The sequence below is a fragment of the Streptomyces cucumeris genome (genome assembly GCF_024295805.1).
GTDB lineage: Bacteria > Actinomycetota > Actinomycetes > Streptomycetales > Streptomycetaceae > Streptomyces > Streptomyces cucumeris.
This window is the reverse complement of sequence record NZ_JANCLX010000001.1, coordinates 20,053-45,289: the sequence shown is the minus strand read 5'-3', so window position 1 is coordinate 45,289 and position 25,237 is coordinate 20,053. Positions and strand designations below refer to the sequence as shown.

32 protein-coding genes are annotated in these 25,237 nt (G+C 70.2%); 31 read left to right on the top strand and 1 reads right to left on the bottom strand.

Translation table 11 applies throughout. The annotated features are described in order from the left end of the window. Window positions 1-2 precede the first annotated feature (2 nt). The 24 genes from NMK44_RS41910 to NMK44_RS00120 all read left to right on the top strand — a co-directional run bounded on the left by NMK44_RS41910 (window position 3) and on the right by NMK44_RS00120 (window position 20,845). Window positions 3-1,928, top strand: coding sequence for a phage portal protein (locus NMK44_RS41910; protein ID WP_308357972.1), 1,926 nt, complete (start codon window positions 3-5; stop codon window positions 1,926-1,928). A 4-nt stretch (window positions 1,929-1,932) separates the two neighbouring features. Next, window positions 1,933-2,820, top strand: a complete 888-nt coding sequence (locus NMK44_RS00230) for an HK97 family phage prohead protease (protein ID WP_254737059.1) — start codon at window positions 1,933-1,935, stop codon at window positions 2,818-2,820. A gap of 11 nt (window positions 2,821-2,831) precedes the next feature. Beyond that, window positions 2,832-4,163: a phage major capsid protein gene (locus NMK44_RS00225; protein WP_254737058.1), complete on the top strand. Its 1,332-nt coding sequence runs from the start codon at window positions 2,832-2,834 to the stop codon at window positions 4,161-4,163. 14 nt (window positions 4,164-4,177) lie between these two features. Next, window positions 4,178-4,390 carry a hypothetical protein gene (locus NMK44_RS00220; protein ID WP_254737057.1) on the top strand — a complete coding sequence of 71 codons (213 nt, stop codon included), beginning with the start codon at window positions 4,178-4,180 and terminating at the stop codon, window positions 4,388-4,390. A 113-nt stretch (window positions 4,391-4,503) separates the two neighbouring features. Beyond that, window positions 4,504-4,833, top strand: coding sequence for a hypothetical protein (locus NMK44_RS00215; RefSeq protein WP_254737056.1), 330 nt, complete (start codon window positions 4,504-4,506; stop codon window positions 4,831-4,833). After that, window positions 4,823-5,377 carry a head-tail connector protein gene (locus tag NMK44_RS00210; RefSeq protein WP_254737055.1) on the top strand — a complete coding sequence of 185 codons (555 nt, stop codon included), beginning with the start codon at window positions 4,823-4,825 and terminating at the stop codon, window positions 5,375-5,377. Before NMK44_RS00215 ends, NMK44_RS00210 begins: the two co-directional genes overlap by 11 nt. Continuing rightward, window positions 5,377-5,724 (top strand): hypothetical protein, encoded by a 348-nt coding sequence (locus tag NMK44_RS00205; RefSeq protein WP_254737054.1) that lies wholly within the window; start codon window positions 5,377-5,379, stop codon window positions 5,722-5,724. Before NMK44_RS00210 ends, NMK44_RS00205 begins: the two co-directional genes overlap by 1 nt. Before the next feature lie 13 nt (window positions 5,725-5,737). After that, window positions 5,738-6,019, top strand: a complete 282-nt coding sequence (locus NMK44_RS00200) for a hypothetical protein (protein WP_254737053.1) — start codon at window positions 5,738-5,740, stop codon at window positions 6,017-6,019. Then, window positions 6,007-6,441: a hypothetical protein gene (locus NMK44_RS00195; protein ID WP_254737052.1), complete on the top strand. Its 435-nt coding sequence runs from the start codon at window positions 6,007-6,009 to the stop codon at window positions 6,439-6,441. Before NMK44_RS00200 ends, NMK44_RS00195 begins: the two co-directional genes overlap by 13 nt. A gap of 57 nt (window positions 6,442-6,498) precedes the next feature. After that, window positions 6,499-7,266, top strand: coding sequence for an Ig-like domain-containing protein (locus NMK44_RS00190; protein ID WP_254737051.1), 768 nt, complete (start codon window positions 6,499-6,501; stop codon window positions 7,264-7,266). A gap of 82 nt (window positions 7,267-7,348) precedes the next feature. Then, window positions 7,349-7,684 (top strand): hypothetical protein, encoded by a 336-nt coding sequence (locus tag NMK44_RS00185; protein WP_254737050.1) that lies wholly within the window; start codon window positions 7,349-7,351, stop codon window positions 7,682-7,684. 4 nt (window positions 7,685-7,688) lie between these two features. After that, the gene (locus NMK44_RS00180) at window positions 7,689-8,051 is read left to right on the top strand and encodes a hypothetical protein (protein ID WP_254737049.1); all 363 of its coding nucleotides are present in this window, start codon (window positions 7,689-7,691) and stop codon (window positions 8,049-8,051) included. 122 nt (window positions 8,052-8,173) lie between these two features. Further along, the gene (locus NMK44_RS00175) at window positions 8,174-8,476 is read left to right on the top strand and encodes a hypothetical protein (RefSeq protein WP_254737048.1); all 303 of its coding nucleotides are present in this window, start codon (window positions 8,174-8,176) and stop codon (window positions 8,474-8,476) included. 30 nt (window positions 8,477-8,506) lie between these two features. Then, window positions 8,507-12,703 (top strand): phage tail tape measure protein, encoded by a 4,197-nt coding sequence (locus NMK44_RS00170; protein WP_254737047.1) that lies wholly within the window; start codon window positions 8,507-8,509, stop codon window positions 12,701-12,703. A 24-nt stretch (window positions 12,704-12,727) separates the two neighbouring features. Beyond that, window positions 12,728-13,600, top strand: coding sequence for a hypothetical protein (locus NMK44_RS00165; RefSeq protein ID WP_254737780.1), 873 nt, complete (start codon window positions 12,728-12,730; stop codon window positions 13,598-13,600). Beyond that, complete coding sequence (locus NMK44_RS00160; RefSeq protein ID WP_254737046.1) at window positions 13,600-14,751, top strand: phage tail protein; 1,152 nt, start codon at window positions 13,600-13,602, stop codon at window positions 14,749-14,751. Before NMK44_RS00165 ends, NMK44_RS00160 begins: the two co-directional genes overlap by 1 nt. Window position 14,752: 1 nt before the next feature. Then, window positions 14,753-15,676 carry a hypothetical protein gene (locus NMK44_RS00155; RefSeq protein ID WP_254737045.1) on the top strand — a complete coding sequence of 308 codons (924 nt, stop codon included), beginning with the start codon at window positions 14,753-14,755 and terminating at the stop codon, window positions 15,674-15,676. Window positions 15,677-15,688: 12 nt separating this feature from the next. Next, window positions 15,689-16,312: a hypothetical protein gene (locus NMK44_RS00150; RefSeq protein ID WP_254737044.1), complete on the top strand. Its 624-nt coding sequence runs from the start codon at window positions 15,689-15,691 to the stop codon at window positions 16,310-16,312. 12 nt (window positions 16,313-16,324) lie between these two features. Continuing rightward, window positions 16,325-18,910 carry a right-handed parallel beta-helix repeat-containing protein gene (locus NMK44_RS00145; protein WP_254737043.1) on the top strand — a complete coding sequence of 862 codons (2,586 nt, stop codon included), beginning with the start codon at window positions 16,325-16,327 and terminating at the stop codon, window positions 18,908-18,910. Window positions 18,911-18,986: 76 nt separating this feature from the next. Then, window positions 18,987-19,763 carry an N-acetylmuramoyl-L-alanine amidase gene (locus NMK44_RS00140; RefSeq protein ID WP_254737042.1) on the top strand — a complete coding sequence of 259 codons (777 nt, stop codon included), beginning with the start codon at window positions 18,987-18,989 and terminating at the stop codon, window positions 19,761-19,763. Window positions 19,764-19,772: 9 nt separating this feature from the next. Next, entirely contained in the window at window positions 19,773-20,000 is a 228-nt protein-coding gene (locus NMK44_RS00135) for a holin (RefSeq protein ID WP_254737041.1), read from the top strand. A 2-nt stretch (window positions 20,001-20,002) separates the two neighbouring features. Next, complete coding sequence (locus tag NMK44_RS00130) at window positions 20,003-20,344, top strand: hypothetical protein (protein WP_254737040.1); 342 nt, start codon at window positions 20,003-20,005, stop codon at window positions 20,342-20,344. Then, window positions 20,307-20,519 (top strand): DUF7620 family protein, encoded by a 213-nt coding sequence (locus NMK44_RS00125; RefSeq protein ID WP_254737039.1) that lies wholly within the window; start codon window positions 20,307-20,309, stop codon window positions 20,517-20,519. Before NMK44_RS00130 ends, NMK44_RS00125 begins: the two co-directional genes overlap by 38 nt. Further along, the gene (locus tag NMK44_RS00120; RefSeq protein WP_254737778.1) at window positions 20,519-20,845 is read left to right on the top strand and encodes a putative phage holin; all 327 of its coding nucleotides are present in this window, start codon (window positions 20,519-20,521) and stop codon (window positions 20,843-20,845) included. The genes NMK44_RS00125 and NMK44_RS00120 overlap by 1 nt, the downstream gene beginning before the upstream one ends. 60 nt (window positions 20,846-20,905) lie before the next feature. Here NMK44_RS00120 and NMK44_RS00115 read toward each other — a convergent pair whose 3' ends face one another. Then, window positions 20,906-21,316 (bottom strand): hypothetical protein, encoded by a 411-nt coding sequence (locus tag NMK44_RS00115; protein WP_254737038.1) that lies wholly within the window; start codon window positions 21,314-21,316, stop codon window positions 20,906-20,908. 190 nt (window positions 21,317-21,506) lie between these two features. Between NMK44_RS00115 and NMK44_RS00110 the strand changes: the two genes are divergently transcribed. From NMK44_RS00110 to NMK44_RS00080, 7 genes are all read left to right on the top strand, one after another. Further along, window positions 21,507-22,703 (top strand): helix-turn-helix domain-containing protein, encoded by a 1,197-nt coding sequence (locus NMK44_RS00110; protein ID WP_254737037.1) that lies wholly within the window; start codon window positions 21,507-21,509, stop codon window positions 22,701-22,703. 109 nt (window positions 22,704-22,812) lie between these two features. Then, complete coding sequence (locus NMK44_RS00105; RefSeq protein ID WP_254737036.1) at window positions 22,813-23,391, top strand: hypothetical protein; 579 nt, start codon at window positions 22,813-22,815, stop codon at window positions 23,389-23,391. Then, window positions 23,391-23,570 carry a hypothetical protein gene (locus tag NMK44_RS00100; protein WP_254737035.1) on the top strand — a complete coding sequence of 60 codons (180 nt, stop codon included), beginning with the start codon at window positions 23,391-23,393 and terminating at the stop codon, window positions 23,568-23,570. The genes NMK44_RS00105 and NMK44_RS00100 overlap by 1 nt, the downstream gene beginning before the upstream one ends. Next, window positions 23,567-23,707 carry a hypothetical protein gene (locus NMK44_RS00095; protein ID WP_254737034.1) on the top strand — a complete coding sequence of 47 codons (141 nt, stop codon included), beginning with the start codon at window positions 23,567-23,569 and terminating at the stop codon, window positions 23,705-23,707. The genes NMK44_RS00100 and NMK44_RS00095 overlap by 4 nt, the downstream gene beginning before the upstream one ends. Beyond that, on the top strand, window positions 23,704-24,126 hold the full coding sequence (locus NMK44_RS00090) for a hypothetical protein (RefSeq protein WP_254737033.1): 423 nt from the start codon (window positions 23,704-23,706) through the stop codon (window positions 24,124-24,126). The genes NMK44_RS00095 and NMK44_RS00090 overlap by 4 nt, the downstream gene beginning before the upstream one ends. A gap of 126 nt (window positions 24,127-24,252) precedes the next feature. Further along, the gene (locus NMK44_RS00085; RefSeq protein WP_254737032.1) at window positions 24,253-24,708 is read left to right on the top strand and encodes a glycine-rich domain-containing protein; all 456 of its coding nucleotides are present in this window, start codon (window positions 24,253-24,255) and stop codon (window positions 24,706-24,708) included. Window positions 24,709-24,748: 40 nt separating this feature from the next. After that, window positions 24,749-24,892: a hypothetical protein gene (locus NMK44_RS00080; protein ID WP_254737031.1), complete on the top strand. Its 144-nt coding sequence runs from the start codon at window positions 24,749-24,751 to the stop codon at window positions 24,890-24,892. The last annotated feature ends 345 nt before the right edge of the window (window positions 24,893-25,237 follow it).

The window sequence follows — 25,237 nt, the reverse complement described above, 5'->3', positions numbered from 1 at the left end:
TCGTGTCGTTTGTCGTCTCCTCCGGCCAGCTGGCGACGACCGGGGCCGGGGTGACGCCGGGGTTCGCCGCGATGCCGTTGCCTGCCGCGCCGTGGGAGTACGAGACGATCTGGCGCACGCAGCCGCAGGTCCGGACGGTGATCGGGTTCATCGCGCGGAATGTCGCGCAGCTCGGGATCCATGTTTTCCGGCGGCTCACCGACACCGACCGTGAGCGGCTGATCGATCATCCGCTCGCGCAGCTGCTCGCCGAGCCGCTGCCGCGCATGACGCAGTACCGGTTTGTCGAGCGGATCGTGAGCGATCTGGCGCTGTACGACAACGCGTACGGGATCAAGCTGAAGCTCGACGGCACGCTACGGATCCTGCCGGTGCCGCCGACACTGATCCGCCCGTACGGCGGGAACTGGATCGCCCCGTCCCACTTCGAGACAGCGGGGGGCCGTGACTTCGGCGTCGACGAGGTGGTGCACCTCCACGGCTACTCGCCGGAGGGCCTGACGTATGGGGCGTCCCCGGTCGAGTCGCTGCGCGAGCTGCTGCTGGAGTCGTCGGAGTCGGCGAAGGCACGGGCGGCGATGTGGAAGAGCGGGGCCCGTACGACGGGTGTCCTCGTCCGCCCAGCGGACGCGCCTGAGTGGGGGCCGAAGGAGAAGGCTCGCTTCCGCGAGATGTGGCGCAGCTTCACCTCTGGCGGCGGCGCCGAGGGCGGCACGCCGATCCTGGAAGACGGGATGGAGTACAAGCCGGTCGGGTTCGATCCGAAGGCGGCTCAGTACATCGAGGCGCGCAAGCTGACCCGTGAGGAGTGCGCGGCGGCGTACTTCATCCCGCCGCCGCTGATCGGGATCCTGGATCACGCGACGTACTCCAACATCAAGGAGCAGCACGCGCATCTGTATCAGGACACGCTGGGGCCGTGGCTGGTGATGCTGGAGCAGGAGATCGCTGCGCAGATCCTTCCGGACCTGCCGGACAACCGGGACGTGTACGCCGAGTTCAACATCGGCGCCAAGCTCCGCGGCAGCTTCGAGGAGCAGGCTGCGGCCGCGAGCACCGCGACCGGGCGCCCGTGGATGACGGTGAACGAAACCCGGGCGCGGAACAATCTCCCGGCGGTGGACGACGGGGACACGCTCATCGTGCCCCTGAACGTCACTGAAGGCGGCTTGGCGTCGCCCAGAGACACGGCGCCGGACGGTGCGCCCAAGGCCCGCGGCCGGCCCCATACGAAGAGCGGCAAGCCGTCCGCGCTGGGGTCGTTCACCGCGGAGCGGAAGGCTCTCGAGAAGTCGCTGACCGCCTTCACCGAGCGGCAGGCCGAGCAGCTGCTGACGGCGGCCGGCGCCAAGGCGGACGGCATGCCGGATCTGCTGGAGCTGTGGGCGGATGGGCACGATGACCGGCTCGCGCAGCTCCAGTCGTTGCTGGCCGATCACGGGTACCGGCTGGCGCAGGTCGGCGCGTGGGAGGTGCTCGACCAATGGAACCCCGAGGCCGAGGGCTGGTCGGCTGAGGTGATGCTCGCCTGGGTGCTGGCGGCGGCGGAGACGCACGCCGAGCAGCATGAGGAGGCTGGGCGGGAGGCCGTCGCTGCGGTGCAGGAGGCGGGCGGCGACGGGTGGCGGGAGGCTCTGCGGTCGGCTGGGGTGGCGTGGGGCACCGCAGCCGCCGCACGGGCGCTCACCGCCTCGACCGAGCTGCGGTCCTTCGGCGGGCACGACGCGGCCGGCGCCTCCGGGCTGACGAAGAAGGTCTGGCGGACCGGCGGGAAGAAGCCACGCGCCTCCCACCGGGCCCAGGACGGTGAGTCCGTCTCACTGGATGACGTGTTCTCCAACGGCCTGAGATGGCCGGGTGACGGCAAGGGCCGGACCGAGGAGCTAGTGAACTGCAACTGCACTCTCGACTACGCGAAGGAGGGATGACGCCGTGCGTACGAAGGATTTCACCGCGCGGGTGAAGGCGGCGGGCGTCGCCGACGGGCTGGCCGAGGGGCAGTTCACCGCCCTGGTCAGCGTGTTCGACACCGAGGACTCGATGGGCGACATCGTCCGGCCGGGCGCGTTCAGCGAGACCCTGGCGGAATGGGCCGCGAAGGGGGACGACATCCCCGTGATCTGGTCGCATGCCTGGGGCGATCCGTTCGCCCACATCGGCCGGGTGGTCAAGGCGGTCGAGACGCTCCAGGGGCTGGAGGTCACTGGCCAGGTCGAGGACTTGGAGGAGAACCCCACCGCCGCCCAGGTGTACCGGCTGCTCAAGGGCCGCAGGGTCACCCAGTTTTCCTTCGCTTACGACGTGAACGAGGGCGCGTGGGTGAAGGACGACGAGCACCCATGGGGCGGCTACTACGAGCTGCGGCGCCTGAAGGTGCACGAGGTCGGCCCGTGCCTGGTCGGCGCCAACCAGGAGACCGAACTCCTGGCCGCGAAGGCGCGCGGTCTGGCCCGCGGTGCGAAGGCTGGCAGGGTGCTCAGCCAAAAAAATTTCGAGACCTTGACGACCGCCTACGAGGCGATCGGCGAGGTGCTCGCCGCGGCCGAGCCCGAGAAGGCCCGGACCGCACCGCAGAAGAACGCACCCGAGGAGCCCGGCCAGCCGGGTCCGGCGGCCGACGGCGTACAGCCCTCCGCCCAGCCGGACACCCCGCCCGCCGAGGGCACCGAGGAAACCACCCAGAGCAGTACCGAGGACGAGACCACGCCGGACCCCCGCGAAGCGCCGTCGGACGACGACGCCGCCAAGGCCGGTGCCGCCTCTGCCCGTCTGCGCACTGACCTCCAGCTCCTGGAGCTGGAGGCATCGCTCACAGACTGAGGAGACGGCAGATGCCGACGATGACCCTGGCCGACCTGACCGGCCAGATGAAGCACCACCTCACCGAGGCGCGTGCGATCGCCAAGAAGGCGGAGGACGAGAACCGGGACTTCACCCCGGAGGAGGCCGGTGCCCTGCGGGAGCACATGGCCAAGGCCACCGAGGCGAAGAGCCAGATCCAGGAGCTGAAGGGCAACGACGAGCTGCGCAAGACGCTCGCCGACCTCGGCGACGACATCGCCCTCAACGCCAAGACCGACGACAACGGCCACCGCCGGACCGCATCCGGCTTCGAACTGCCCGACCGGCGCAAGAGCCTGGGCGAGCAGTTCACCGACAGCGCCGAGTACAAGGCGCTGCTGGCCACCGCGCCGAACGGCACCTTCGGCCAGAAGCAGCGCGTGCAGAGCGGTCTCGCCGGATTCAAGTCGCTGGTGACCGGCGGCTCGGACACCAGCGCGGGCGCCTGGGTGACCAACGACCAGCTCGGCCTTCAGGTCGGCCTGGACGCGCTGCAACGGCCGCTGCGGCTGCGGGACGTCGTCACCCAGGGCACCACCACGTCCGACACGGTTGAGTACGTGCGGCTGACATCCATCACCAACAATGCCGCTCCGGTGGCCGAGGCCACGTCCTCGGCAGCGCCGACGGCCCCGGCATCCGTGCCGGGCGCGCTGGTCAACAACGCGGGAGGCGGCTACAAGCCGGAGAGCGCGCTTGCTGCGGCGAAGGTGACCACGCCGGTGCGGACGATCGCGCACTGGATCCCGGTCACCAAGCGCGCCCTCAGCGACGCGGCGCAGATCCGGACCCTGATCGACGCGTTCCTCCGGTACGGCCTCGAGGAAGAGCTCGAGGACCAGATGATCGGCGGCGATGGCACTGGCGAGAACTTCGAGGGCGTCGGCAACGTCTCCGGCGTGCAGTCGCAGTCGTGGGACACCAACGCCCTCGTCACCCTCCGGAAGGCCCGCACCAAGGTGCGCACCGTGGGCCGCTCGATCCCGAACGCGTACCTCCTCAACCCCGCCGACGTCGAGATCATCGACCTCCTCCAGGACAACGAGGCTCGGTTCTACTTCGGCGGCCCGGCCGGTGTCGGCACCGCTCAGACCCTGTGGGGCCTGCCCGTCATCGAGACCGAGGCAGTCCCGGCCGGGACTGGATACGTCGGCGACTGGCGGAAGGCGATCCTCTGGGACCGCGAGCAGGCCACCATCCAGATGACGGATTCCCATCTCGATTTCTTCGTGCGCAACCTCGTCGCGATCCTGGCGGAGATGCGTGCTGCGTTCGGGGTCATCCAGCCCAACGCCTTCGTCGAGGTTGACCTGACTGCCTGATAGGAGGCCACACCATGGCGTATCTGGACCCGAGCGCGGGGGCTGCCCGTGAGGGCGGGCAGGCTGCCGCGCAGGCGGACATGGGGGCGCTCACCTCGGCGGCAGCCGCCGGGGCCAACCCCACGAAGACGGAGTTCGACAAGGTGGTCGCCGATCTGGCGACGGCCAGGGCGACGATCAACGGGCTGCTCGCCAAGCTGCGCGCGGCCGGCCTGATCGCGCCCTGATGCTGTTCACCCGCCGGTCGGTTGGAGGGCGGTGCCCGTGCGGCGCCGAGCACGCGGCGTGCGGCCCGTCCTCCGATGCGGTCCCGGTCGATGAGCGATTGGAGGTGGCCGTCGTGGGCGGCCCGCTGAAGAAGTACAAGGTCACCTCGCCGAACGGCGTCGAGACCGTGATGAAGCTCAACGAGACCGATGCCGAGTCGCGCGGTCTGTCCGATGCCGACGTGGTCCGCGAGCGAGGTGGTGGCGGTGCGGTGCTGTCCCTGCCGGACGATGACCACGCCCCGGTTGCGGGCGAGGACGGCGGCGAGCCGGGCTCGGGCGACGGTGAGGACCAGGCGCCGGAGAAGAAGGCGCGGCCGTCGGCGGCCAACAAGGCCCGCACCAGCTCCGCGAACAAGGCCCGGACGCCGCGTTCCAAGGGCGGTGCGGGCGGTGGCGACTGACCCGGAGTTCCTCGCCGACCCGGACGAGCTCGCGGTCTGGCTCGGGAAGCCCGCTGACGATCTGAGGCTGCTGGCCGCTCTGCGGGCCGCGACCCGCCGGTTTCGGGGCGCGGTCGGCCACCCGGTGACGCTGGTTGAGGACGACGAGCAGGTGCTCGACGGCGGCGGCCGCCGGGCTCTGCTGCTGCCGGTGTGGCCGACCACCGCCGTGACCATGGTGAAGCTGGACGGCACCGAGCTCGTCGAGGACACGGATTACTCGTGGTCGGACACCGGGGTGCTGCGGCGGCTGGGCTGCACGTGGCCGGATCGGCTGCGGTGCGTGGAGGTGACGTACAGCCACGGCTGGGCGGAGGTCCCGGAGGACATCCAGGAGGCCGTCATCGACCAGGCCCGCAGCATGCACACGGTGGTGCCGGGCCTCCAGTCCAAGACGGTCGGCGCCCAGTCCGTGACCTTCGGCGCTCAGGCCGCGATCGGCGTGACCTCGCAGTGGTCCGCGGCTGTGGCCCGGCACAAGGTCCGCACGAGTGGGGACGCCTGATGTTCTTCTTCGACAGCGTGGTGCGCGTGCGCGCGGGCACGAAGACGGACCGCGGCGGCAACACCATCCCGGACTGGTCGGCGGGCGCGGTGAGCCGCGCGACGGTCGACCATCTGAACGTCCAGCCCGCCAGCCAGACCGAGGCCCCCGATGCGACGCGGACCGCGGTTGTGACCGGGTGGCGGGTGCAGTCCGAGCCCGGGACCGTGCCGGACATTCGGGCCGTGGACCGTCTCGAGTGGCGCGACATGACGCTGGAGGTCGATGGCGAGGTCGGCGAATGGTCCGATCCGCTCACCGGCCAGCCGGACCACATCGAGTTCACGATGAAGCGCTCCACCGGATAGGAGGTGAGCCACCGTGCTGGTCGACTTCCGTCTGGACCACGCTGGCGTGCGGGAGATCCTCAAGGGCCCGGAGGTCCGGCAGACCATCGACGGCCTGGCGGACGAGGTCGCGGCGAACGTCCGGGCCCTCGTCCCGGCGGGCACCGAGATTGAGGTCCGCGGTTACACAACCGACCGTGGCGCGGCGACCGTGGTGGTGGCCGACCCGCAGGCGATGTCCTGGCAGGCCCGGGACGGCATCCTCACCAGGGCGGCCGGGTTCGTCGGACTCGAAGTGAAGGCGTGGCAGCGGTGAAGCCGTTGACGGTCTTTCCGGACGTGCAGTCCGCGGGGGCCGAGGTGCTGCGTGCCGCTCTGGCAGGGTGGTCGGAGCCGCACGTGGACGGGGCGACGGTGGGCACGCGGGTGCCGGCCGATCGGTCGCCGGAGCTGGAGCGGCTGCCGTACGTCATGGTCCGTAAGGACAGCGACGCCCCGCATGCGTCCATGGCCAACTCCCGGTGCACGCTTCGGGTGACCGTGTGGCACGAGGACGCCGACCAGGCGCACGACCTGGCGATGCTCTGCCAGGGGCTCCTGATCGTCCACTCCGGGCCCGTCATCCGTGGCGTACGTCCGGGGACCGGCCCGCTTCCGGCAGTCGACGGCGTGAGCGGCATCGACCTGTCGACATTCACTGTGCTCGCCAACGTCCGGCCGACCGTGCTGTCTGCCTGACCCCTGCTCGAACCGCGGCGCACCCGTACCCCTTGAAACGAGAGAAGGAGGCGCCGCATGTCCGGCGACCCGATGAAGGCCAATCTGTGGACGGACGCGGACGTCTACATCTCCACGAACCTCTCCGCGACCCTCCCGGCCGATGCCAACAGCGCGTTCGGCGTGGACTGGAAGCTCGTCGGGCTCCTCGACGGCGACGAGGGGTTCCCCGAGTCGCGCGACGAGGACACGGACGACAAGTTCGCCTGGGGCGGCATCCTCGTCCGGACGAGCCGCCAGCACTTCAAGCTCACCAAGAGCTTCACGGCGCTGGAGGACAACGACACCACGTACTCGCTGCTGTGGCCGGGTTCGTCGCCGACGCAGATCGTCGTGCCGCGTCCTGCCAAGGTGAAGATCGCGTTCGAGACCCGGGAGGGCGAGAAGGTCCGTCGGCTGTCCTCTGCGCTGTACGCGGAGGTGGCGCTCGACGGCGACCATGGCGAGAACGAGTCGGACCTTGAGTCCATGACGTTCGCGGCCACGATCTTCCCGACCTCGGGCGGTGTGCTGTTCGACCGGCAGACCACTCCGGTGATCGAGTCGATCGACGTGTCTCCGGCGACCAAGTCGCTGACCGTGGGCCAGATCGGGGCGCTCACCGCGACCGCCACGTTCGATGACTCCTCTACGCAGGACGTCACTGCGTACGCGTCGTGGACGACGAGCGCCTCGTCCAAGGCCGTGGTCACCGGCGGCTACGTCACTGGTGTGGCGGCTGGGTCCGCCACGATCACCGCGACCTACCTGGGAGAGACGGACACCTGCGCCGTCACCGTCTCCTGACAGGCCGCCGGGGCGCGGGTGTTCGTCGCGGTTCGGCCGCGCCCCGGTGCACCACTCCACCGAACCGCGAGAGGGATAGGCGATGCGGCTCTCGATCACCGAGCAGGACATCCAGCGGAAGGCCGCCGAGCTCGGTCTCGTCCAGGAGGGCGAGCCGGTGCCGGCGCGGATCCGCAGCAAGGTCGCGGCCGCGCTCCTCCAGGAGCAGGCCCCGGCCCCGACGGAGGCGCCTCCGGTGGCCGAGTCCATCGTCATCCAGCCCGGCGGCGCCATCGAGATCGACGGCCGCCCGTTCCCCTGGACCGTCCAGGCCGAGCAGATGTCCGTGACTCTCGGCCCCGACGGGTCCGGGATGGTGCGGCTGACGATCCCGGCCCGCAACGTTCAGATCACCAAACCCGCAGATGAGAGCGAGTAGCGCCATGAGCACACCCCGAACCGCGACGAAGCGCAGCACGGCCCGACCGGACGACTCCCCGTTCGACTTCAACCTGGACGCCGTCGAGGCCGAGGCCGACCTCACTCCGTGGATGGTCCACTGGGATGGCCGCCGCTGGGAGTTCGAGCACGCGCAGGCCCTGGATGTGTGGGGGCTGATGGAGTCCGCCGAGCAGGGCGACATCGGCGCCACGGTCGGCATTTTCCGTCTGGCGCTCGGCAAGGAGCAGTGGGCCGACTTCCGGAAGATCCGGATGCCGCAGTACAAGATGACTGCGCTGTTCCGCGCTTACCGCGAGCACTGCGGGCTGGCTGAGGGGGAATCAGCGGCCTCGTCCGGCTCCTGAGGGAGCACGGCGAGGCCGTAGAGGCCGACCTCCGCGAGCATTACGGCGTCCGGCTGCGCGACCTGTTCGCCCGTGACGCCGAGGGCCGACCGAGGCTGACGTGGCGGGAGCTCGGCGTTCTTGTGCGCCAACTCCCGTCGCGCTGCCGTACCCGGCTGGCCAGCGGCGACGCTGACGGCATGTGGGGGCTCCAGGAGCACCTGACCGCGCTCGCGATCGATGAGCTGCGGGTGGCGAACTGGCAGCGGTCGAACGAGGGCGTGAAGAAGTCCAAGCAGTCCAAGCCGCCGAAGCCGGTCGAGCGGCCCGGCACCGGCCGGAAGCGGCAGGACAAGAACAGTCCCGAGCGGGTCGCGAAGAGGCGGGCCGCGCTGGAGCGGGCGGCTGAGCGGCGCCGTGCGATCGCCGCGGGCGAGATCACCTGACAACTCGATAGCAGCGCCGAGGAGGTGCCCATGCCCTCCGTCGGCTACGCCACGTTGCAGATCATCCCCTCGGTGCGGGGGATCGGCGACGACCTGCGCCGCCAGCTCGTCGGCCCGGCGGGTGACGCGGGTGACCGGGCTGGCGAGCAGGCGGGAAGCGGGTTCGGCGAGAAGTTCAAGAAGGGCGTCGCCGCGGGCGGGGCCGCCGCCGGTGCTGTGCTGGTGGCGGCCACCGTCTCGGCGGTCGAGAAGGAGCGGATGGGCGACAAGCTCTCTGCTCAACTCGGCCTGTCCGGGAAAGGCGCCAAGCGGGCCGGTGACGTAGCAGGGAAGCTGTACAGCGGCGCGGTCGTCGACTCCTTCGAGGACGGGGCCGCCGCGGTGCGGGCGGTCATGGGCTCGGGCCTGATCCCGGAGAAGTCCACCACCAAGAGCATCCAGGCGATCACCACCAAAGTCGCCGACCTCGCGAGCACCTTCGACCAGGACCTGACGGGCACGGCGAACGCCGCTGCCCAGATGATCCGCACCGGGCTGGCCAAGGACGGCACGCAGGCCCTTGACCTGCTCACCAAGGGGTTCCAGTCCAGCGCGAACAAGGCCGATGACCTTGTCGACACGGTGAGCGAATACGGCACCCAGTTCCGTAAGGCCGGGTTGGACGGGGCCACCTCTATCGGGCTGCTCAACCAGGCCGTCAAGGCAGGCGCCCGGGACGCGGACGTCGCGGCGGACGCGATCAAAGAGTTCTCGATCCGGGCTATCGACGGGTCGGATTCGACGCAGACGGGGTTCGAGGCGCTGGGCCTGTCCGCGACGGACATGGCGGACAAGTTCGCCAAGGGCGGCAAGTCGGCGAACGGGGTGCTCGACCTCACCCTGGACAAGCTGCGCAACGTCAAGGACCCGGTCAAGCAGTCCCAGATCGCGGTCAAACTGTTCGGCACCCAGGCCGAAGACCTCGGGGCGAGCTTGCTCGCCATGGACCCGTCGTCCGCAGCGGACGACCTGGGCAAGGTCGGCGGCGCGGCCAAGAAGGTCGGCGACACGATCCGCGGCAACACCTCCACCGAGCTGAAGATCTTTCAGCGGCAGCTCATGGGCGCGCTCGGCGACACCGTCACCACGGTTGTCCTGCCCGCGCTGCGCGGCCTGCTCGACGCGGCGAAGTGGGTAGGCGACGCCTTCTCGGCCACGGTCGGCTGGTTCAAGGAGTGGGGGATCTGGCTGGTCCCGCTGGCGATCCTGATCGGCGGGGTGACGCTGGCCCTGAACGCGCAGGCCATCGCGACCGGTCTGGTCACCGCCGTGTTCTCGGTGTACCGGGCCGCGATCCTGATCGGCACGGCGGTGACGACCGGGTTCGCCGGGGCGCAGGCGTTCCTGAACGCGGTCATGGCGGCCAACCCCATCATCTTGGTGGTCACCGCTCTGCTGGCCCTGGGCGCGGCGCTGTTCATCGCCTACCAGAAGTCGGAGACGTTCCGGGCCATCGTCCAGGCGGCGTGGCAGGGCATCCAGGCCGCGGCCATGGTCGCCTGGAACACCGTGCTCAAGCCGGTGCTCAACGGGATCGTGACGGCGGCGCTGGCGGTCGGGCAGGCCGCGGTGTGGCTGTGGCAGACCGTGCTGAGCCCGGTTTTCTCGGCGATCGGGCTGGCGGCCCGGATCCTGCTGGCGGTCGTGGTCACAGCGGTGCTTACGCCGATCGTGCTGGCGTTCAAGCTGGTCGCTGCGGTCGCGACGTGGCTGTGGCAGTCGGTGCTCTCTCCGGTGTTCCAGGGGATCGCGGCGCTCGCGACGTGGTTCTGGACGACGGTGGTTCAGCCCGTGTTCGGGTTCGTCGTTGGGGCGTTCCGCGGTATTGGCCGCATCGCGATGTGGCTGTGGCACACCGTGCTGGCGCCCGCGTTCAGCGGGATCGGCTCGCTGATATCGCAGTGGTGGACCGGCGTGAAGGTCATCTTCTCGGCGGTCCGCGGGTTCATCACCGGTCCGCTCGCGGGCGCCTTCACCACGCTGTGGCACAAGGTCATCCAGCCGGTGTGGAACGGGATCAAGACCGCCATCTCTGTCGCGTGGGACACCGGCATCAAGCCGGTGTTCTCCGCGATCAAGAAGGGTGTGGGCCTGGTCAAGGACGCCTTCTCGCTGGCGGCGGAGGGCATCGGCAAGGTCTGGTCGGGGATCAAGAAGGCGACCAAGGCACCGGTTCAGTTCGTCGTGGACACCGTCTACAACAACGGCGTCCGCAAGGTGTGGAACACCGTTGCCGGATTCTTGTCCCTGGACAAACTGGACGAGGTGAAGTTCGCCGGGGGCGGCCGGACTCGGGGCGGCGTTCCGGGCAAGGACAGCATTCCGGCGTTGATGATGGCGGACGAGTTCGTGGTCAAGCGCTCGAGCGCTCGGTCCGTCGGGTTCGCGACGCTCGACTACATCAACCGCACCGGCACTCTGCCGCCGCAAGCGCCCGTGCAGCGGTTCGCCAAGGGCGGCATCGTCGGCACTGCTGCCGACTACATCGCGCACCCGGGCAAGGCGTGGACGAAGGCGACCGGGTGGATCCGCGAGAAGGTCAAGCAGATCGGGGCGTCGAAGTGGGCGCAGGCCCTGGCGAAAATCCCCGGGAAAATGATTGGCGGCCTCAAAGACAAGATCGTTGACGAGGTCGGAAGCCTGTTCACACGGACGTCTGCGTCGCTCACGCGGCTGCGGGACGCCGGTAAGGGGGTGACCCGGTGGACGCCGGTGGTGCTCCAGGCTCTGAAGATGGTCGGCCAGCCCGCCAGCCTGCTCGGCACGGTGCTGCGCCGGATGGCCCAGGAGTCCGGCGGTAACCCGCGCGCGATCAACAACTGGGACATCAATGCGAAGAACGGCGACCCGTCGAGAGGTCTCATGCAGACCATCGGGGCGACGTTCAACGCCTACGCCGGGAAGCTCCGCGGAAGGGGCATCTACGACCCGCTGGCGAACATTTACGCCTCCATGCGCTACGCGTTGTCCCGGTACGGGTCACTGTCGCGCGCCTACAACCGGCCTGGCGGCTACGCGTCGGGCGGTAGGCCACGCGCGGGTGAGCTCGCCTGGGTCGGGGAGCGCGGGCCCGAGCTGCTCCGGTTCCGCGGCGGGGAGGAGGTCTATGACAACCGGACCTCGCTGCGGATGGCGGCCGGGCTCGTGGGCCTGCGCGGGTTCGCGAAGGGCAGCACCTCGGCGAAGGTCGCGGCGCGTGCCCGTGCGAGGGCGCGCGGGGAGGTCCCTGGGGACCTGTCCGGGTTCACCAAGTCCTTGACCGGCTCGGCCTCGGACATCTCCAAGGCCGCGGCCGCGCTGGCCAAGGATCTGAAGGCCGCGGGCGGCGCCGGCCGAGCCCTGGCTACGCAGACCGGGAAGGTATCAGCGAAGCTCCAGTCCTTCGCGAAGCAGCGGGACAGTGTCGACTCGAAGTTGGAGGCGGCGAAGACTGCGGCGTCCGATCAGAAGAAGTCCGCGGCCGACTTCTTCGGGCTGGGGTCGCAGACCAGCGTGACGAGCCTCGGTGACCTGATCACCGGGCTGCGAGGCAAACAGGCGCAGGCGTCCACCTTCCAGGGGCAGATCGCGAAGCTGTCCAAGCGGGGACTGTCTCAGGACCTGATCCGGCAGCTGGTCGAGCAGGGCCCCGACGGGGCGCTGATCGGCATGGTGTCGGGGGCGTCCAAGAGCCAGCTCGGCGAGCTCAACAAGCTCGCGAAGTCCGGCGCCAAGCTGTCCACGTCGTACGGCAACACCATGGCGGACGCCATGTTCGACGCCGGGAGTCAGGCCGGGAAGGGGTTCCTCACCGGGTTGAAGGCCCAGGAGAAGGAACTCCAGAAGGCCATGGACAAGCTCGGTGGCCAATTGGTCTCGGCCATCAAGAAGCGGCTGAAGATCAAGAGTCCATCGCGGGTCACGGCCGCGCTCGGCGCCCAGACGGGGCAGGGCATGGCCGTCGGCTTGGACGCCACCGCGGCGACCGTGGCGGCCGCGGCCGCACGGGTTGCTGACGCGGCGGTCCCCGCGCCAGCACCTGCGGCTGTCGGCAGCCTCGCCGCAGCCCCGGCCGGGCTGGCACCAGGCGCGCGGCTACGCCTGGTCGTCGGCGGGCGGGAGTTCGACGCCTACCTGGAAGAGGTCGCGGACGCCCGGGTCGATGCCGGGTTCACTCGGGCCCGCCGCCTGGTCGAGTCCCGAAGCTGAGGAAGAGGAGGTGGCACCGTGCCGATGATCGTGGACCCGCTGGCGCCGCCGGTCACCCTGCCCACCCCCGCGGTGAGCGCGGACGGCTGGCTGACGGCAGTGCTGGACCCAGCGTGGAGCGGGGTAGTGCTGTCCGTGGACTACACGGCGGCCACCCCGCTCGCGGGCGTCGCTGACGTCCGCAAGGTGCTCATCACGCGGCTCGACCCGGGCGCGGCCGGGTCGGTACCGGTACGGGGCGCGGATCTGGCCTGGTGCATCGAGGGCGTCGGGGCGGCGTACGACCATGAGGCGCCGCTCGGCCGAGCGGTGACCTACACGGCGCGGCCGACCTATGCGGACGGCACCACCGGCCCCGCGTCCAGTGTGGCCGTGACGCTGCCTGACCCGTCGGGCCAGGCTGACGTGTGGATCAAGTCGCTCGATGAGCCGGGAGTATCGGCCCGGGTCACGGTCACGTCCTGGCCCGCCCTGTCCTGGGCGGCCCGCATCGACAGCGCGGACGTGATGGGCAGCCGGTACCCGATCACCTCCCAGGACGAGTACAAGGCCGCGTCCAGTGACATCACGCTGGACGCGGAGGGCGACGCGATCGAGATCATGCGGAAGCTGCTCACCACCCCAGGGGTGCGGCTGCTTCAGACCCGGGCGGACGCGCGCCGGCCCGATCAGTTCGTGCTGCTCGGCGACCCGGCCGAGGCGATCGACACCACCCCAACCGGGGCGCGCACGTTCACGGCGCAGGTGACGGAGGTGGAGCGGCCGCCGACGGCCGGCCAGCCGATGCGCATGCCCGGCTGGTCATACGACGCGCTCGCCGCGGCCTGGGACTCGTACGACGCCGTGGCCTCCGCGTACAGCTCGTTCGCGTCGCTGGCGACCAACGGGGCAGCGTAGTGCTGCCGATCAGCTCGGCGGCGCTGGCGGCGCTGGCGGGCGCGATCCGCCGCCCGGCCCGCGCCGAGTGGTCCAACGACGGCACCACCTGGCGCCCGGCGCAGCTCGTGCCCGGTTCAGCGCAGATCAAGGTGGACCAGACCGCTGATGTCCGGTACACCGCGACAGCCGAGCTCGGCGGGGTGGACATCGGCCGGGACGGCATCAACGACGTCGTCACCAACGTTCGCCTGTGGCAGGGGCTCCAGCTCGCGCGGCGCGAGCCGGAGTGGATCCCGGCCGGGCACTACGTGGTCAGCCGCCCCGCCCGGACAGCCGCGGGCACGATCACGGTCGAGCTGGCGGGCCGCGAGGACGAGCTGCGCCGGGCGAAGTTCCCCTCGTCGCGGACGCTCGGCCCGGCCTCCGCCAAGGAACTGGTGGAGCAGCTGGTCGGCGAGGCCCTGCCCGGAGTACCGGTGGCCTGGCTGCCGGGGGTCGCGCCGCAGACCACCGTGCCGCAGATCGTCTCCGATGACCGGTGGGGTGTGCTCTCCGCCGGCACGGACTCCAACGGCACCGGTACAGGCATCGCTGCGGCGCTGGCCGGGCGGATCTGGGCGGACGCGCGCGGCATCGTCACCGTGGGGCCGGTCCCGACCCTCGCGGACCCGGTGGTGTGGCGGATCCCGCGTGGCCCCGGCGGGGCACTGGTCAGTGTGCAGGAGGAGACCAGCGCCGAGGGCCTGGTCAACGTCTGGATCGTCACCTCAGACGGCGGCGACGGGGCTCCGGCCATCACCGCGTACGCGTGGGACGACGACCCCAACAGCCTCACCTATGCCGGGCCCGACCCGATCAACGACCCTCTGGCGCCGCAGCGCCTCGGCCTCACCGGTGTGCGCCTGCGCGTGGACCGGTACGCCAGCGCGGTCATCACCACCCAGGCTCAGGGCACGGACGTGGCAAAGTCCCGGCTCGCCGATTCCCTCGGCGTCCAGTCGTCGCTGTCGTTCACGGCGGCGTGCAATCCGGCCCTCGAGGCCGGGGACGTGGTCGAGGCCGAGGTGCGGCCTGGGGTGTGGGAGCCGCATCTTGTTGACTCCCTCGGCTACACCCTCGGCGCTCCGTCCATGCAGTGCACCACCCGCACGACCACCAGGAGGCTGTGAAATGGGCGACGCGGCCGAGGACTTCGCCCGCCTCATGGCGCAGGCCAGCGCGAGCACGAGCGGCATCGTCTCCGCCCGGGTGGAGGACGTGACCGCGTCGGGCAGGGTGAACCTCGACCTCAATGGCCAGCTACTCCTCGAGGTCGCGTGCGCGGACTCCTACCGCGACCGGACGAAGGACGACTGGGTCGCCGTGCGCATGGGCGCACGGCCCGTGGTGATGTGGCGCCTGGGCGATGACCCGGCTGAGACCGACCAGGCCCGGGTGCAGGCCCTGGCTGAAGAAGTCCTCGACGACATGCAGGTGATCCGGGCGGCGACGTACGGGACCGGGGCGCCGGCCGGGTCGGGCTGGCAGCAGGCCACGGAGGTCCACGTCCGCAAGGTCTCCGGGAAGTTGGAGGTCTATTTCAAGGTCGGCGACGCCAGTGACCCGTCCCCGGGCACGCCGCCGACCCGGCCGCCGAAGACAGTCACGATCTCGCCGACGAGCTCCGGCTCCTGGCGCAACGGCCGGAGGGACGAGGGTCGGGACAACCCGTTCCAGGGCGACTACTCCGGCCGTGGTGACCTGCGTGGGGCGTGGTTCTACGGGAGCGCGATCCAGAACGCATGCTCGGGCAAGACCGTCGCGTCGATGAAGGTGCAGTTCACCCGGAAGGGCGGGGCCGGGGCCAACTCGCGGCGCCCCCTGCACCTGTACCTGCACGACCACAGCTCGCCGCCCTCCTCCCTGGATCTCGACGACGGGCCGGAGGAGCTCATCAGCCTGAGCGTGGGCGCCAAGGGCACGGCCACTATCCCGTCTGCCTGGCGCAGCCAGCTCGCCAGCGGGGCCGCGAAGGGCCTCGCCATCTACGCCCGCGGCTCAAGGGACTACATGTCCGTCACCGGCGGGCGCATCACCATCACCTTCTCGGCATAGGGGGCACCCGCTTTGGCCACCATCGGATATGCACAGCTGCCGGTGCCCGGGGGCGGGGACGGGCCGGACGTCATCGCGGCGGTCGCGGAGCTGGCGACCGCCGTGGACCCGCACCTGGTGCAGCACGTCACCAACCTGGCCGACCGCAACAGCACGCTGTCGAGCGCTCCCCAGCACACGGTGGCAATCGCAGACGACGGCACCACCTGGGTCAAGACCGAATCGGGCTCCAATACGTGGATCACCGTGTGGGAGCCGCTGCCCGAGTGGCAGGACGTCACCCCGGCCGCCGGGTACCAGGAGGACACGTACACCCCGCAGGCCCGGCGCGTCGGGAAGCAGGTCTTCCTGCGCGGCCGGATCGCGCGCACGGACGGGGCGGTCATCCCCAACGGCGGAATCAAGATCGCCTCGGTGCCGACGGATTGCATCCCGCAGGGACAGATCGGCGCGTGGGCGGCGACGTCCAGCCTCGCGGGCAGCGTCGTCATCGGCACCGGGAAGTTGGAAGTCCTGGACGTCGATACCGCCTCGAGCCTGGGCGATCCGGGATCTGTCCTCTGGTGGTCCCAGGACGGGCCGACGGAGTCCGGCACCCCCTGGGTGAACATCTCCGGCTCGTACTGGATCGACTGAGGGAGGCGCGGCATGACGCAGTACACCTATGGCGGCACCCCGGCCGACGTCCTCACCGACTCCGCAGGCAACGCCATCCCGAGCTACGCGGTGCTGGTGTACCGGGCGGGGACGAACGAGCTGATCACCGCCCTGTATGAGGCGAATGGCACCACGCCGATCGCCGAGCTGCGCACCAATCCGGTTGGCTCGGCGGCGCCTGGTGCGGTCCGCACCTTCAAGGTCGATGACGCGACGGCGATCGAGTACGAGTACAACGGGCCCGGCGGTACGCCGCTGCGCTGGTACCAGGCCGCGCGGGAACTCGCGCAGGAGGCCATCGGGACGGCCGCGGACGCGCTGAAGAAGAGTGAGGGCGGCACGGTCACCGCCCCGGTCACGCTCGCCGACGGCGCTGCTGTCGACGGCGGCCTGGACGTCGAGGGCGGCGTGGCGGCCGACGGGCTCACCGTCAGCGGCAATGCGACGGTCTCCGGCGTGCTCACCGCGGGCAGCTTCCAGCTCTCCGGGATGCGCATCTTCAACCCGCGCGTGTACGGGGCGGTCGGCGACGGTGTGGCCAACGACGCCCCGGCGATCCAGTCCGCGCTGAACGCGGCGCGTACCGCGGGCGGGGGCTGGGTGCTGGTGCCTGCGGGCACGTACAAGTTGGCGTCGCTGCCGTTGCGGATCTACGGGCGCACCCGCCTCACGCTGATGCCGGGCACCAGGTTCGTGCGTGCGCAGGCCACCACGATGCTCCTCAACGGGGACGCCGACCAGTCCTACGGCGGCTGGACGGGCCACGGGGACATCGTGATCGAAGGCGGCGTATGGGATATGAAGGGCACCACCAGTGGCCTGACGTCCAGCAGTATGTGCATCAGCATCGGGCACGCCCGCGGCGTCACCGTGCGCGGCGTCGAGGTGCGGGACCTGCCCGGGTACCACGGCATCGAGTTCAACAGCACGAAGAACGGGCTGATCGAGGACTGCCGGTTCCTGGGCTACGTCGACCCCGGCGGCCGTGATTTTTCCGAGGCCGTGCAGATCGACCTGGCCAAGAGCTCGGGCGCGTTCGGCGGCTTCGGCCCGTATGACAACGCGGTGTGCGAGGACATCGAGATCCGGAACTGCTACGTCGGCGCGTCCGGCACCGCGGGCACGACCGCGTGGCCGCGCGGCATCGGCTCCCACTCCGCGACGGTGGGCACCGCGCACCGACGTATCCGCATCGTGGGCAACACCTTCGAGGGCTGTCTCCAATACGGGGTGGTGGCGTACGCCTACGACGACTGCGTGATCCAGGGCAACACCCTGACCGGCTGCGGCTCCGGGATCCGGGCGCGCACGATCATCAGCTCGGACGCCGCGGACTCCACCGACCTGTCCGGCACGGTCACCAACGCCTCCCAGGCCATGCGGAACCTGGTGATCGCCGACAACACGATCCGGAACACCGGGAGCGTGGACGACGGGATCCTGCTGTACGGGGAGAGCACCGGCCGGGTCACCGACGTCACGATCACCGGCAACGTCGTGGACACCGTCGGCGGCTCCGAGAACGGCGTCAGGATCTACTACGCCGAGCAGTACACCTTGAGCGGCAACCTCGTACGGAGCACCGGCGGTACGGGCATCAGCCAGGAACAGATCCTCGGAGCGACAATCACCGGGAACCGGATCTACGCCCCGGGCGCGGTCGGCATCTCCTGCGACACCGGCACCGGCGTGCTGATCGCCGACAACGGGATCCGGGACGCGGGCACCAACGGCATCCACGTGCTGGCTGGCACCGACGTCTCTGTGCAGGACAACTACGTCAAGGGCTCCTCCCGCGCGTCGTCCGGGAACTACGGCATCCGCATCAGCTCGGCGCTTGATGGGCTGAAGCTGTCCGGGAACAAGGTCCGCAAGTACGGCAGCGGGAACGAGGCCGCGTGGGGCGTCAGCATCACCAACACCTGCACCAACGTGACCAGGTGGGGCAACGACATCGCCGACTCCGGCACCAGCGGGGGCATGGACGACCAGTCCACCCAGCCGAACACCAGCCCCTTCGACCTGACCGGGCACATCGAATCGCTGATGCGGCCCTCGGGCCGTTACGAGACGACCACCCGGCTCCGCGCGGGCACCAGCAACACCCCGACGTCAGGGTCGCTGTATCTGGTGCCGCTGTGGCTGCCCAAGGGCTTCACCGTCTCCAGCCTCGGTTTCGTGTCCGGGGGCACGGCGGCGTCCAGCCCGACGAACTGGTGGTTCACCCTCCACAACTCGGCGAAGGTCGCGGTCGCCCGGACCGCGGACCAGACCACGACGGCCTGGGCGGCGAACACGGCGAAGAGCGTGGCGATCGCGCAGACGACCGCGGGCAGCGCCTCTTCGTACGTGACGACGTACACGGGGCTGCACTACATCGGCGTCATGATCAAGGCCACGACCGTGCCGTCCCTCGTCTCGGAGGGGTCCGTCGCGGACATCCTTGCGAGCGTCTCGCCCGGGTTCGGCGGTACGGATGCCGGGTTGAGCACGCCGCCCACCGTCACCAGTGGCGCTTTCACGGCCGGCGCGTTCGGCACGGGCAGCGGGATCTTGCTGTACGGCTACGCCACCTGACCGCAACCCGCTCCGCCCCACACCACCGCCCCGCGCCGCCCGGCTCGGGGCCTTCTTCTTCCCCAGGAGTATCCGCATGGCCACACCCCTGTCTGCCGCCACCGCCCTCGCGGCACTCAGAGCCGAGGGCTGCAAGGTCACCGGGCACAAGGACTGGCAGGACCACAACCGCAACCACAAGGGCTCATGGGGCCAGGTCCACGGGGTGATGATTCACCACACCGTCACCCGCGGCGCCACCGCCGCACAGACCGCCGACTCGGTGGAGCTCTGCTACGACGGCCACGCCGATCTGCCCGGCCCGCTGTGCCACAGCGTCGGCGCCAAGGACGGCACGATCTACATGGTCGGTTGGGGGCGGGCCAACCACGCCGGGCTCGGTGACGACGACGTCCTCCAGGCTGTCATTGCCGAGACCGCGCTGCCGCCGGACAACGAAGCGAACGCGGACGGCAATCGCGCGTTCTACGGCATCGAGCTCATCAACCTCGGCGACGGGAAGGACCCGTGGCCCGAGGCTCAGGTGGAGGCAGCCGCGCGGTGGGCGGCCGCGCTGTGCCGCAAGCACGGATGGTCGGAGAAGTCGGTGATCGGCCACAAGGAATGGCAGCCAGGCAAGATCGATCCCACGTTCTCCATGGCCGACTTCCGGGCCCGGGTCGCCAAGCTGCTGGCCGGGAAGCCCGGGGGCGGTGGAACCCCGCCCACCACGCCGGTGCCGACGACCTACACGGTGAAGGCCAAGGACACGTTGTCCGGGGTCGCGAAGAGCCACGGGCTCACGCTCGCCCAGCTGATCGACCTCAATCCGTCGCTGATCTCCCCGGGCGACAAGCTCCGAATCAAGAAGTGAGGTAGACCCATGGCTGATCAGGTCCCTGTCGAGGCGAAGGTGAAGGCGGCAACGACTGCGACCTTCCTCGTGTCGCTCGTGCTCGCTGTCCTCAACTCGGTGGCCGCGGACGAGTCCCTGCTCGACCCGCTGCCCGGCTGGCTTCAGGTGATCACCATCGCTCTGGTTCCGCCCGGGGTGACGTTCCTGTCTGGTTGGCAGGCCCGGCACACCCCGCGGGGCCCGGCGGGCCTCTGACCGTGTTCGCGCAGCAAGAGGGGGCGACGACCGTGGCCGAGCTGTTCGGTATCAACCCCACCCAGGGCGGCGCCGTCGTCCTCATCACCATCGTGGTCCTCATGGTGCTGACCGGCCGCCTGGTGCCCCGCTCCACCCTCCAGGACATGCGGGAGGAGCGGGACACCTGGCGCGCCGCACATAGCGAGTCTGAGGCGGGGCGGGCGGCGGACCGGGAGCAGATCCGCGAGCTGCTGGAGCTGTCCCGGACGGCTGGCCACGTGCTGACTTCTCTGCCGCAGCCGCAGCGGGAGGAGGTGGCCGCTGATGCTCGGCTGGATCAGGCGCCTACGTCGTCGGGGTGAGCCGACGCCGGGGCAGCAGGCTGCGGAGGCGGCGCTGGACCGGGCGCGGGTGGCGCGGCAGGAGGCCGAGGAGCGGCGGCCGCTGGTGATTGCGGAGGTTCAGCGGATGCGGCGGCTGCGGGAGGAGAACAATTTCGAGGCGAAGATCCGCGCTGTGTTCGGGGGGTCGTCGTGATGGGAGGGCTGGCGGTGGACCAACTGGTCAATGTGGTCGCGAGCGGCTTGGTCTTCCTGACCTGCGCGGGTTTCGCTCTCACCTACCACCTGCTGGCGCCGTGGTGGCGCAGCGACATAGGGCGGAATCTGATGTCGTTCGCTGGCGCCGTGGGGCTGCTGTGCCTCTACACGATGCTCATCACCGCATGGCCCGAGGGCTGCATGGCGACGGTGCTGCGTAGCTGTCGGGTGGCGGTGTTGGTGGCGATCGCCGCGCTGATGGCGCAGCGGACGCGGATGGTGGTCCGGGCTCAGCGGGAGCGGCGGGAGCGCTCTGGAGTGTGACGACGGCGGGTGTGTGCCCCCTCTGGCCTTCGGGCCGGAGGGGGCTTTCGTCGTGTCTGGTCAGTCGCGGAGTGCCTGCTGAGCTTGCTCGTCCAGCGTGTCAGCGAGCCGCGCCAATTCGGGTGCCTGGTAGGAGGTTCCGAGGTCGCGGAGGAGGCGCGAGACCTCGGTGGCGTCCAGCATGACCATGTCCTGCTCGGGTGCGATGAAGGTGCGTAGCTGCACCTGCGGGGCGGACGGCGGCTGGTTTCGCTGTGCGTTGGCGCGGGCGTCGGCGTGCGCGATGAGTCGGGTGGTGAGGGCGTCGGAGAGTGGGATGGTGCCGTCTGCGGCGTACTGTCGCAGGGCGCTGACGACCACGGTGCTGATGTTGGTGCCATCGTTCTTGGCCCGGTCTTTTGCGGCGGTCCATACGTCGGCGGGGACGCGGACGTTGCGCTTGGGGGTCTCGCCGGTCTTGGGCCTGGGCATCGGTCTACCCCGTTTCTGTAGGGACGCTGTAGGTACAGAAACTAGCGGCGGCTCGGCGGGGTGCGCAAGAGGCTGAACCGGGGCTGAGAACACAACGGCCCTCACGGTGAAGTGAGGGCCGATTAGTGCACCCCTGGGCTGTCCCGGGGGTACCGTTCCAAGTGTCGAGCTTGAGAACGAGGAGACCAGTATGCCCGAACATGCTGACATCGGTTCCCGCCTCCGCGACATCCGCAAGCGACGTGGGCTCACGCAACGAGAACTGGCCGCCGCCTCCAAGGTCTCCACATCCCTGATCCGAAAGCTGGAGCAGGGTGAAGTGGAGACCACACGGCTGGAAACGGCCCGACGGCTGGCCGCCGCCCTCCACGTGCCCACTACTCGTCTCGTTGACCGAGGCGACGCCCCAGGCGACCTCCAAAGCGGCACCGATCGTTCCGACTTGTGGACGCCTGTGCGGCGGGCCATCGAGCGTCCCCCCGCAAGGCAGGCGGGGGAGGCGCCGACGGTAGATGACGTCCGCCGGGCAGCCCATGAAGTCCAGGTCGCGCGTAAGGCCAACAAGTACACCGACGTTGCTGCCCTCCTGCCGGGCCTCCTCCGCGAAGCGGACGCCTTGGACCGGGCGGATGCGGAGGCACGAGACACGCAGGCCCACGTGCTGCTCCTGGCGGGGTCCACGCTGACGCAAAACCGTCAGTGGGACGCCGCTGATGTCGCGCTGTCCCGAGCACTGGACGTCGCGGAGGATCGGCACCTGAGCGCATACGCAGTCAGCACTCAGTGCTGGCTGCTCCTTCGCCAGGGGAAGCTGACTGCTGCTCGCGAGTTGGCGACGCGGTGGGCTGACGACCTGGAGCCTCGGTGGTCGCGCGCGACGTCCGCCGATCTTGGGACCTGGGGGAGGCTGTTGACGAAGCTGGCCGCGTCTGCAGTCCGGGACAATCGTCCGGGTGAGGCGCAAGACGCGCTGAAGCTGGCACGCAGCGCTGCGGTGGTGACCGGACGTGAGTTGCCCTCGGCTGGCGACATGGCGATGTGGGGGCCGGTGACGGTGGCCTATATCCGGGCTGAGACTCACGCGATCCAAGACGAACCCGAGCAGGTCCTGAAGATCGCGGGCGGGCTGCCGGTTCCGGGGCGGCGGGACCCTCGGCGTCAACTCGCCGCCTACAACCGGCACCGCCTGGATGTGGCCAGCGCGCATGTGTCCCTGCGGCAGCACGGGGAGGCTGTGGAGATCTTGACTGAGCTCCACAAGGCGGTTCCCCAGTGGCTGCCTTGCCAGCGGTACGCCCGGGACATCATGGCCGACGTGATCGACCGCCGCCGAACGTTGACGCCGGAGATGAGGACTCTCGCTGACGCGGTTGGCCTGCCGCTGTAGCGCTCTTGGCACTTCTGCTGACGGGTCGCCAGGAGTGCCATTGAGTGACAGCCGTCACCACACTTAGCGTCACGACACGGATACATTCCGGCCGTTGAGGAGCCGTGTCGTGATCGCTGGACCAGAGAGCCGCCTGCCGTGGGCCCCGCCGCCCTCCGGGGACGTCGAGCCGTTACCCGTAGGGAAGTGGTGGGACGCAGTCCGCGTCACGCCGCCCGTTGGGGAACGCGCCCTCGCTCTGCTCGGCGACGACACCGGGGCCGTCATCCAGGACAGCTACGGCACCCTCTACTGGCTCGTCGCCGTCGGCTCCGCCGCGAGCTGGCACCTCCGCGGGACCCGCGTCCTGTGCGAACTGGCTGACGAAGCCACGTACCTGGGCGTGCCGCCGGTCGACTGGACCAAGCCCTCCCACAAGGGCAACACCCACTGGCGCGTACCGCTCGGCCCCGACCGGTACCTGACCGACACCCGCGCGCTGTGGCAGGCCCTCGCCGCCGCGGACCACGCCGAACTCGGGCCCCGCGTCGAGGGACGCCAGCTGTGCGTCCGCTGCCAGCTGCCGACCGACGAACCGGTCCTCGTCGGCGCGGAAGGCGCCGTCTACGCCTGCCCCCGGCACGCCCCGGAGTACCAGCGGGACGCCGTGGCACTGATGGTCGCGCTGCGCCGCGGCCCGGACGCCTGATGGGCGGCCAGCAGACCACCGTCCTGCCCGCGGCCGAGGAAGAGTGGCGGGCCGCGATCGAGCACGCCGCGTGCTGCCTCGCCTGCCGCACCCCGGGCACCGTGTGCGAGACCGGCGAGACCCTGCTCGCCGCCTACAACGCGGCCACCCGCCGGGCCAGGTCGGGCGGTGCCGGATGAGCCACCGCCGGAAGGGCCCCGCCGTACGAGCCGGGCTGTACGCGGTCCGTGCCGCCCGCGCTGGGTTGATCCTCGCCGCGCTGCTCGGCGTCCTGGCCGCCGCCGTCGCCCTGTGCCTGGCAGGAGACCCCGGATGACGTTCTCCTGGGCCGTGATGGATACCTGCATGCGCCTCGTGGACGCGGTGGACGAGCTCCAAGAGGCCGACGCCGACCCGCTGCTCCTGGCGACCCGGCCGGACATCGTGGAGCGATGGGCTGCACTGTCGGCGGACGAGGAGTGGACGTACCTGAAAGTCCTGGCCCACCGCCACGCCCACGCCGACCCGCCTCGGGACCTGCCCAACCACCAGCCGGGCGAGGGCCTCGACTACGCGCTCGCATTGCAGGCCGACGCCCGCGGGACCGAGCTGCTGGGCGAATGGCATCCCGCCATCGAGCCGCCGTCCAAGGAGACCGGGCTCATGGCCGCGGTCCTCTTCGTGACGGCCGTGCGAACGGAAGTACGGGCAGGCGCCCTCCGCCGGCGCACAGAGACCGGGTGGGCCGCTGGGTGAGGTCCGGGCCCCCGTACCGGACGACGGCCCCAGCGGTCCACCCTCCAAACCCCCGCCCCGGCCGCGCGCTTGGACGGCCAGCGGCCGGGACGGAGACCGTGCACCACCCCACAGAGAGAGGTACACATGCGTGACGTTACTGCGTTACTCGACCAGCCGACGCGAGCCGAGGTCGTAGGCACTGTCCTCCGCGGCAACCCTGAGTTGACCGAGCACATGGCCGTGAGGATCGTGGACGAGGCGGTCAAGTTCGTCGCCGCGGCGGCAACATCGCCGACCCCGCTCGTCCCGTCGCAGGTCGTGGACGAGGGCTGGCACGCGCTCATCCTCCACACCCGCACGTACCGCCAGCTGTGCGACCGCGTCGGCACCTTCGTGCACCACGTCCCCGAAGCGCCGGCGCCCGACCAGCGCGCGCCCGAGGCGCTGACCCGCACCCAGCAGCGCATCACCGAGGCGGGTTTCCCCCTGGACGACGCGCTGTGGCTCGCCCCCGACGACCCGAGCATCCCCGTGGCCGCCAGCTGCCAGCACAGCGATGATGGCGGCCCGATCGTCATCATCCCCAAGCCCAAGGGCTGACCCGCCCCGTAGGCTGCGGGCCGGAAGAGAGGAGTGTCTGATGGAGTGGATCGACCCGAGGTACGCCGACCTGGTCGAGGCGATGCGCACCGCCCAGGACGAGGCCGACGAGGCCACGCCGGAGAGCGGACGTCTCCGGGGGTTCATCATCCCGGACTCCGATCCCGGCCCGCTGCCGCGCTGACCCGGCCAGCACCCCGGCGTTCGGTCTCCTGCCCGTCCGCCTCCCCGCACAACCGGAGGAGACGAACGGGCGCTCTGCCACCCCTATTCGTGTGACATACGGAGATCCGCCGTGACATGCACGCCGAAACGCGTACGCTCGCCTCCCGATGGGCGAGTTTGCAGACCAGGCCCGCACGCGCCTCGCGCACCTCCTCCGGATGGCCCGCGCGGACTCGGAGCGGGAGCGGGCACAGATCGTTGAGTACGCCAACGCCACACCAGAACCACCCCTCATGGGACCGATGGGTATCAGCACCACCGGCTGCCCACAGTGCCGACGCACCATGTGGATGCAACGGGACGG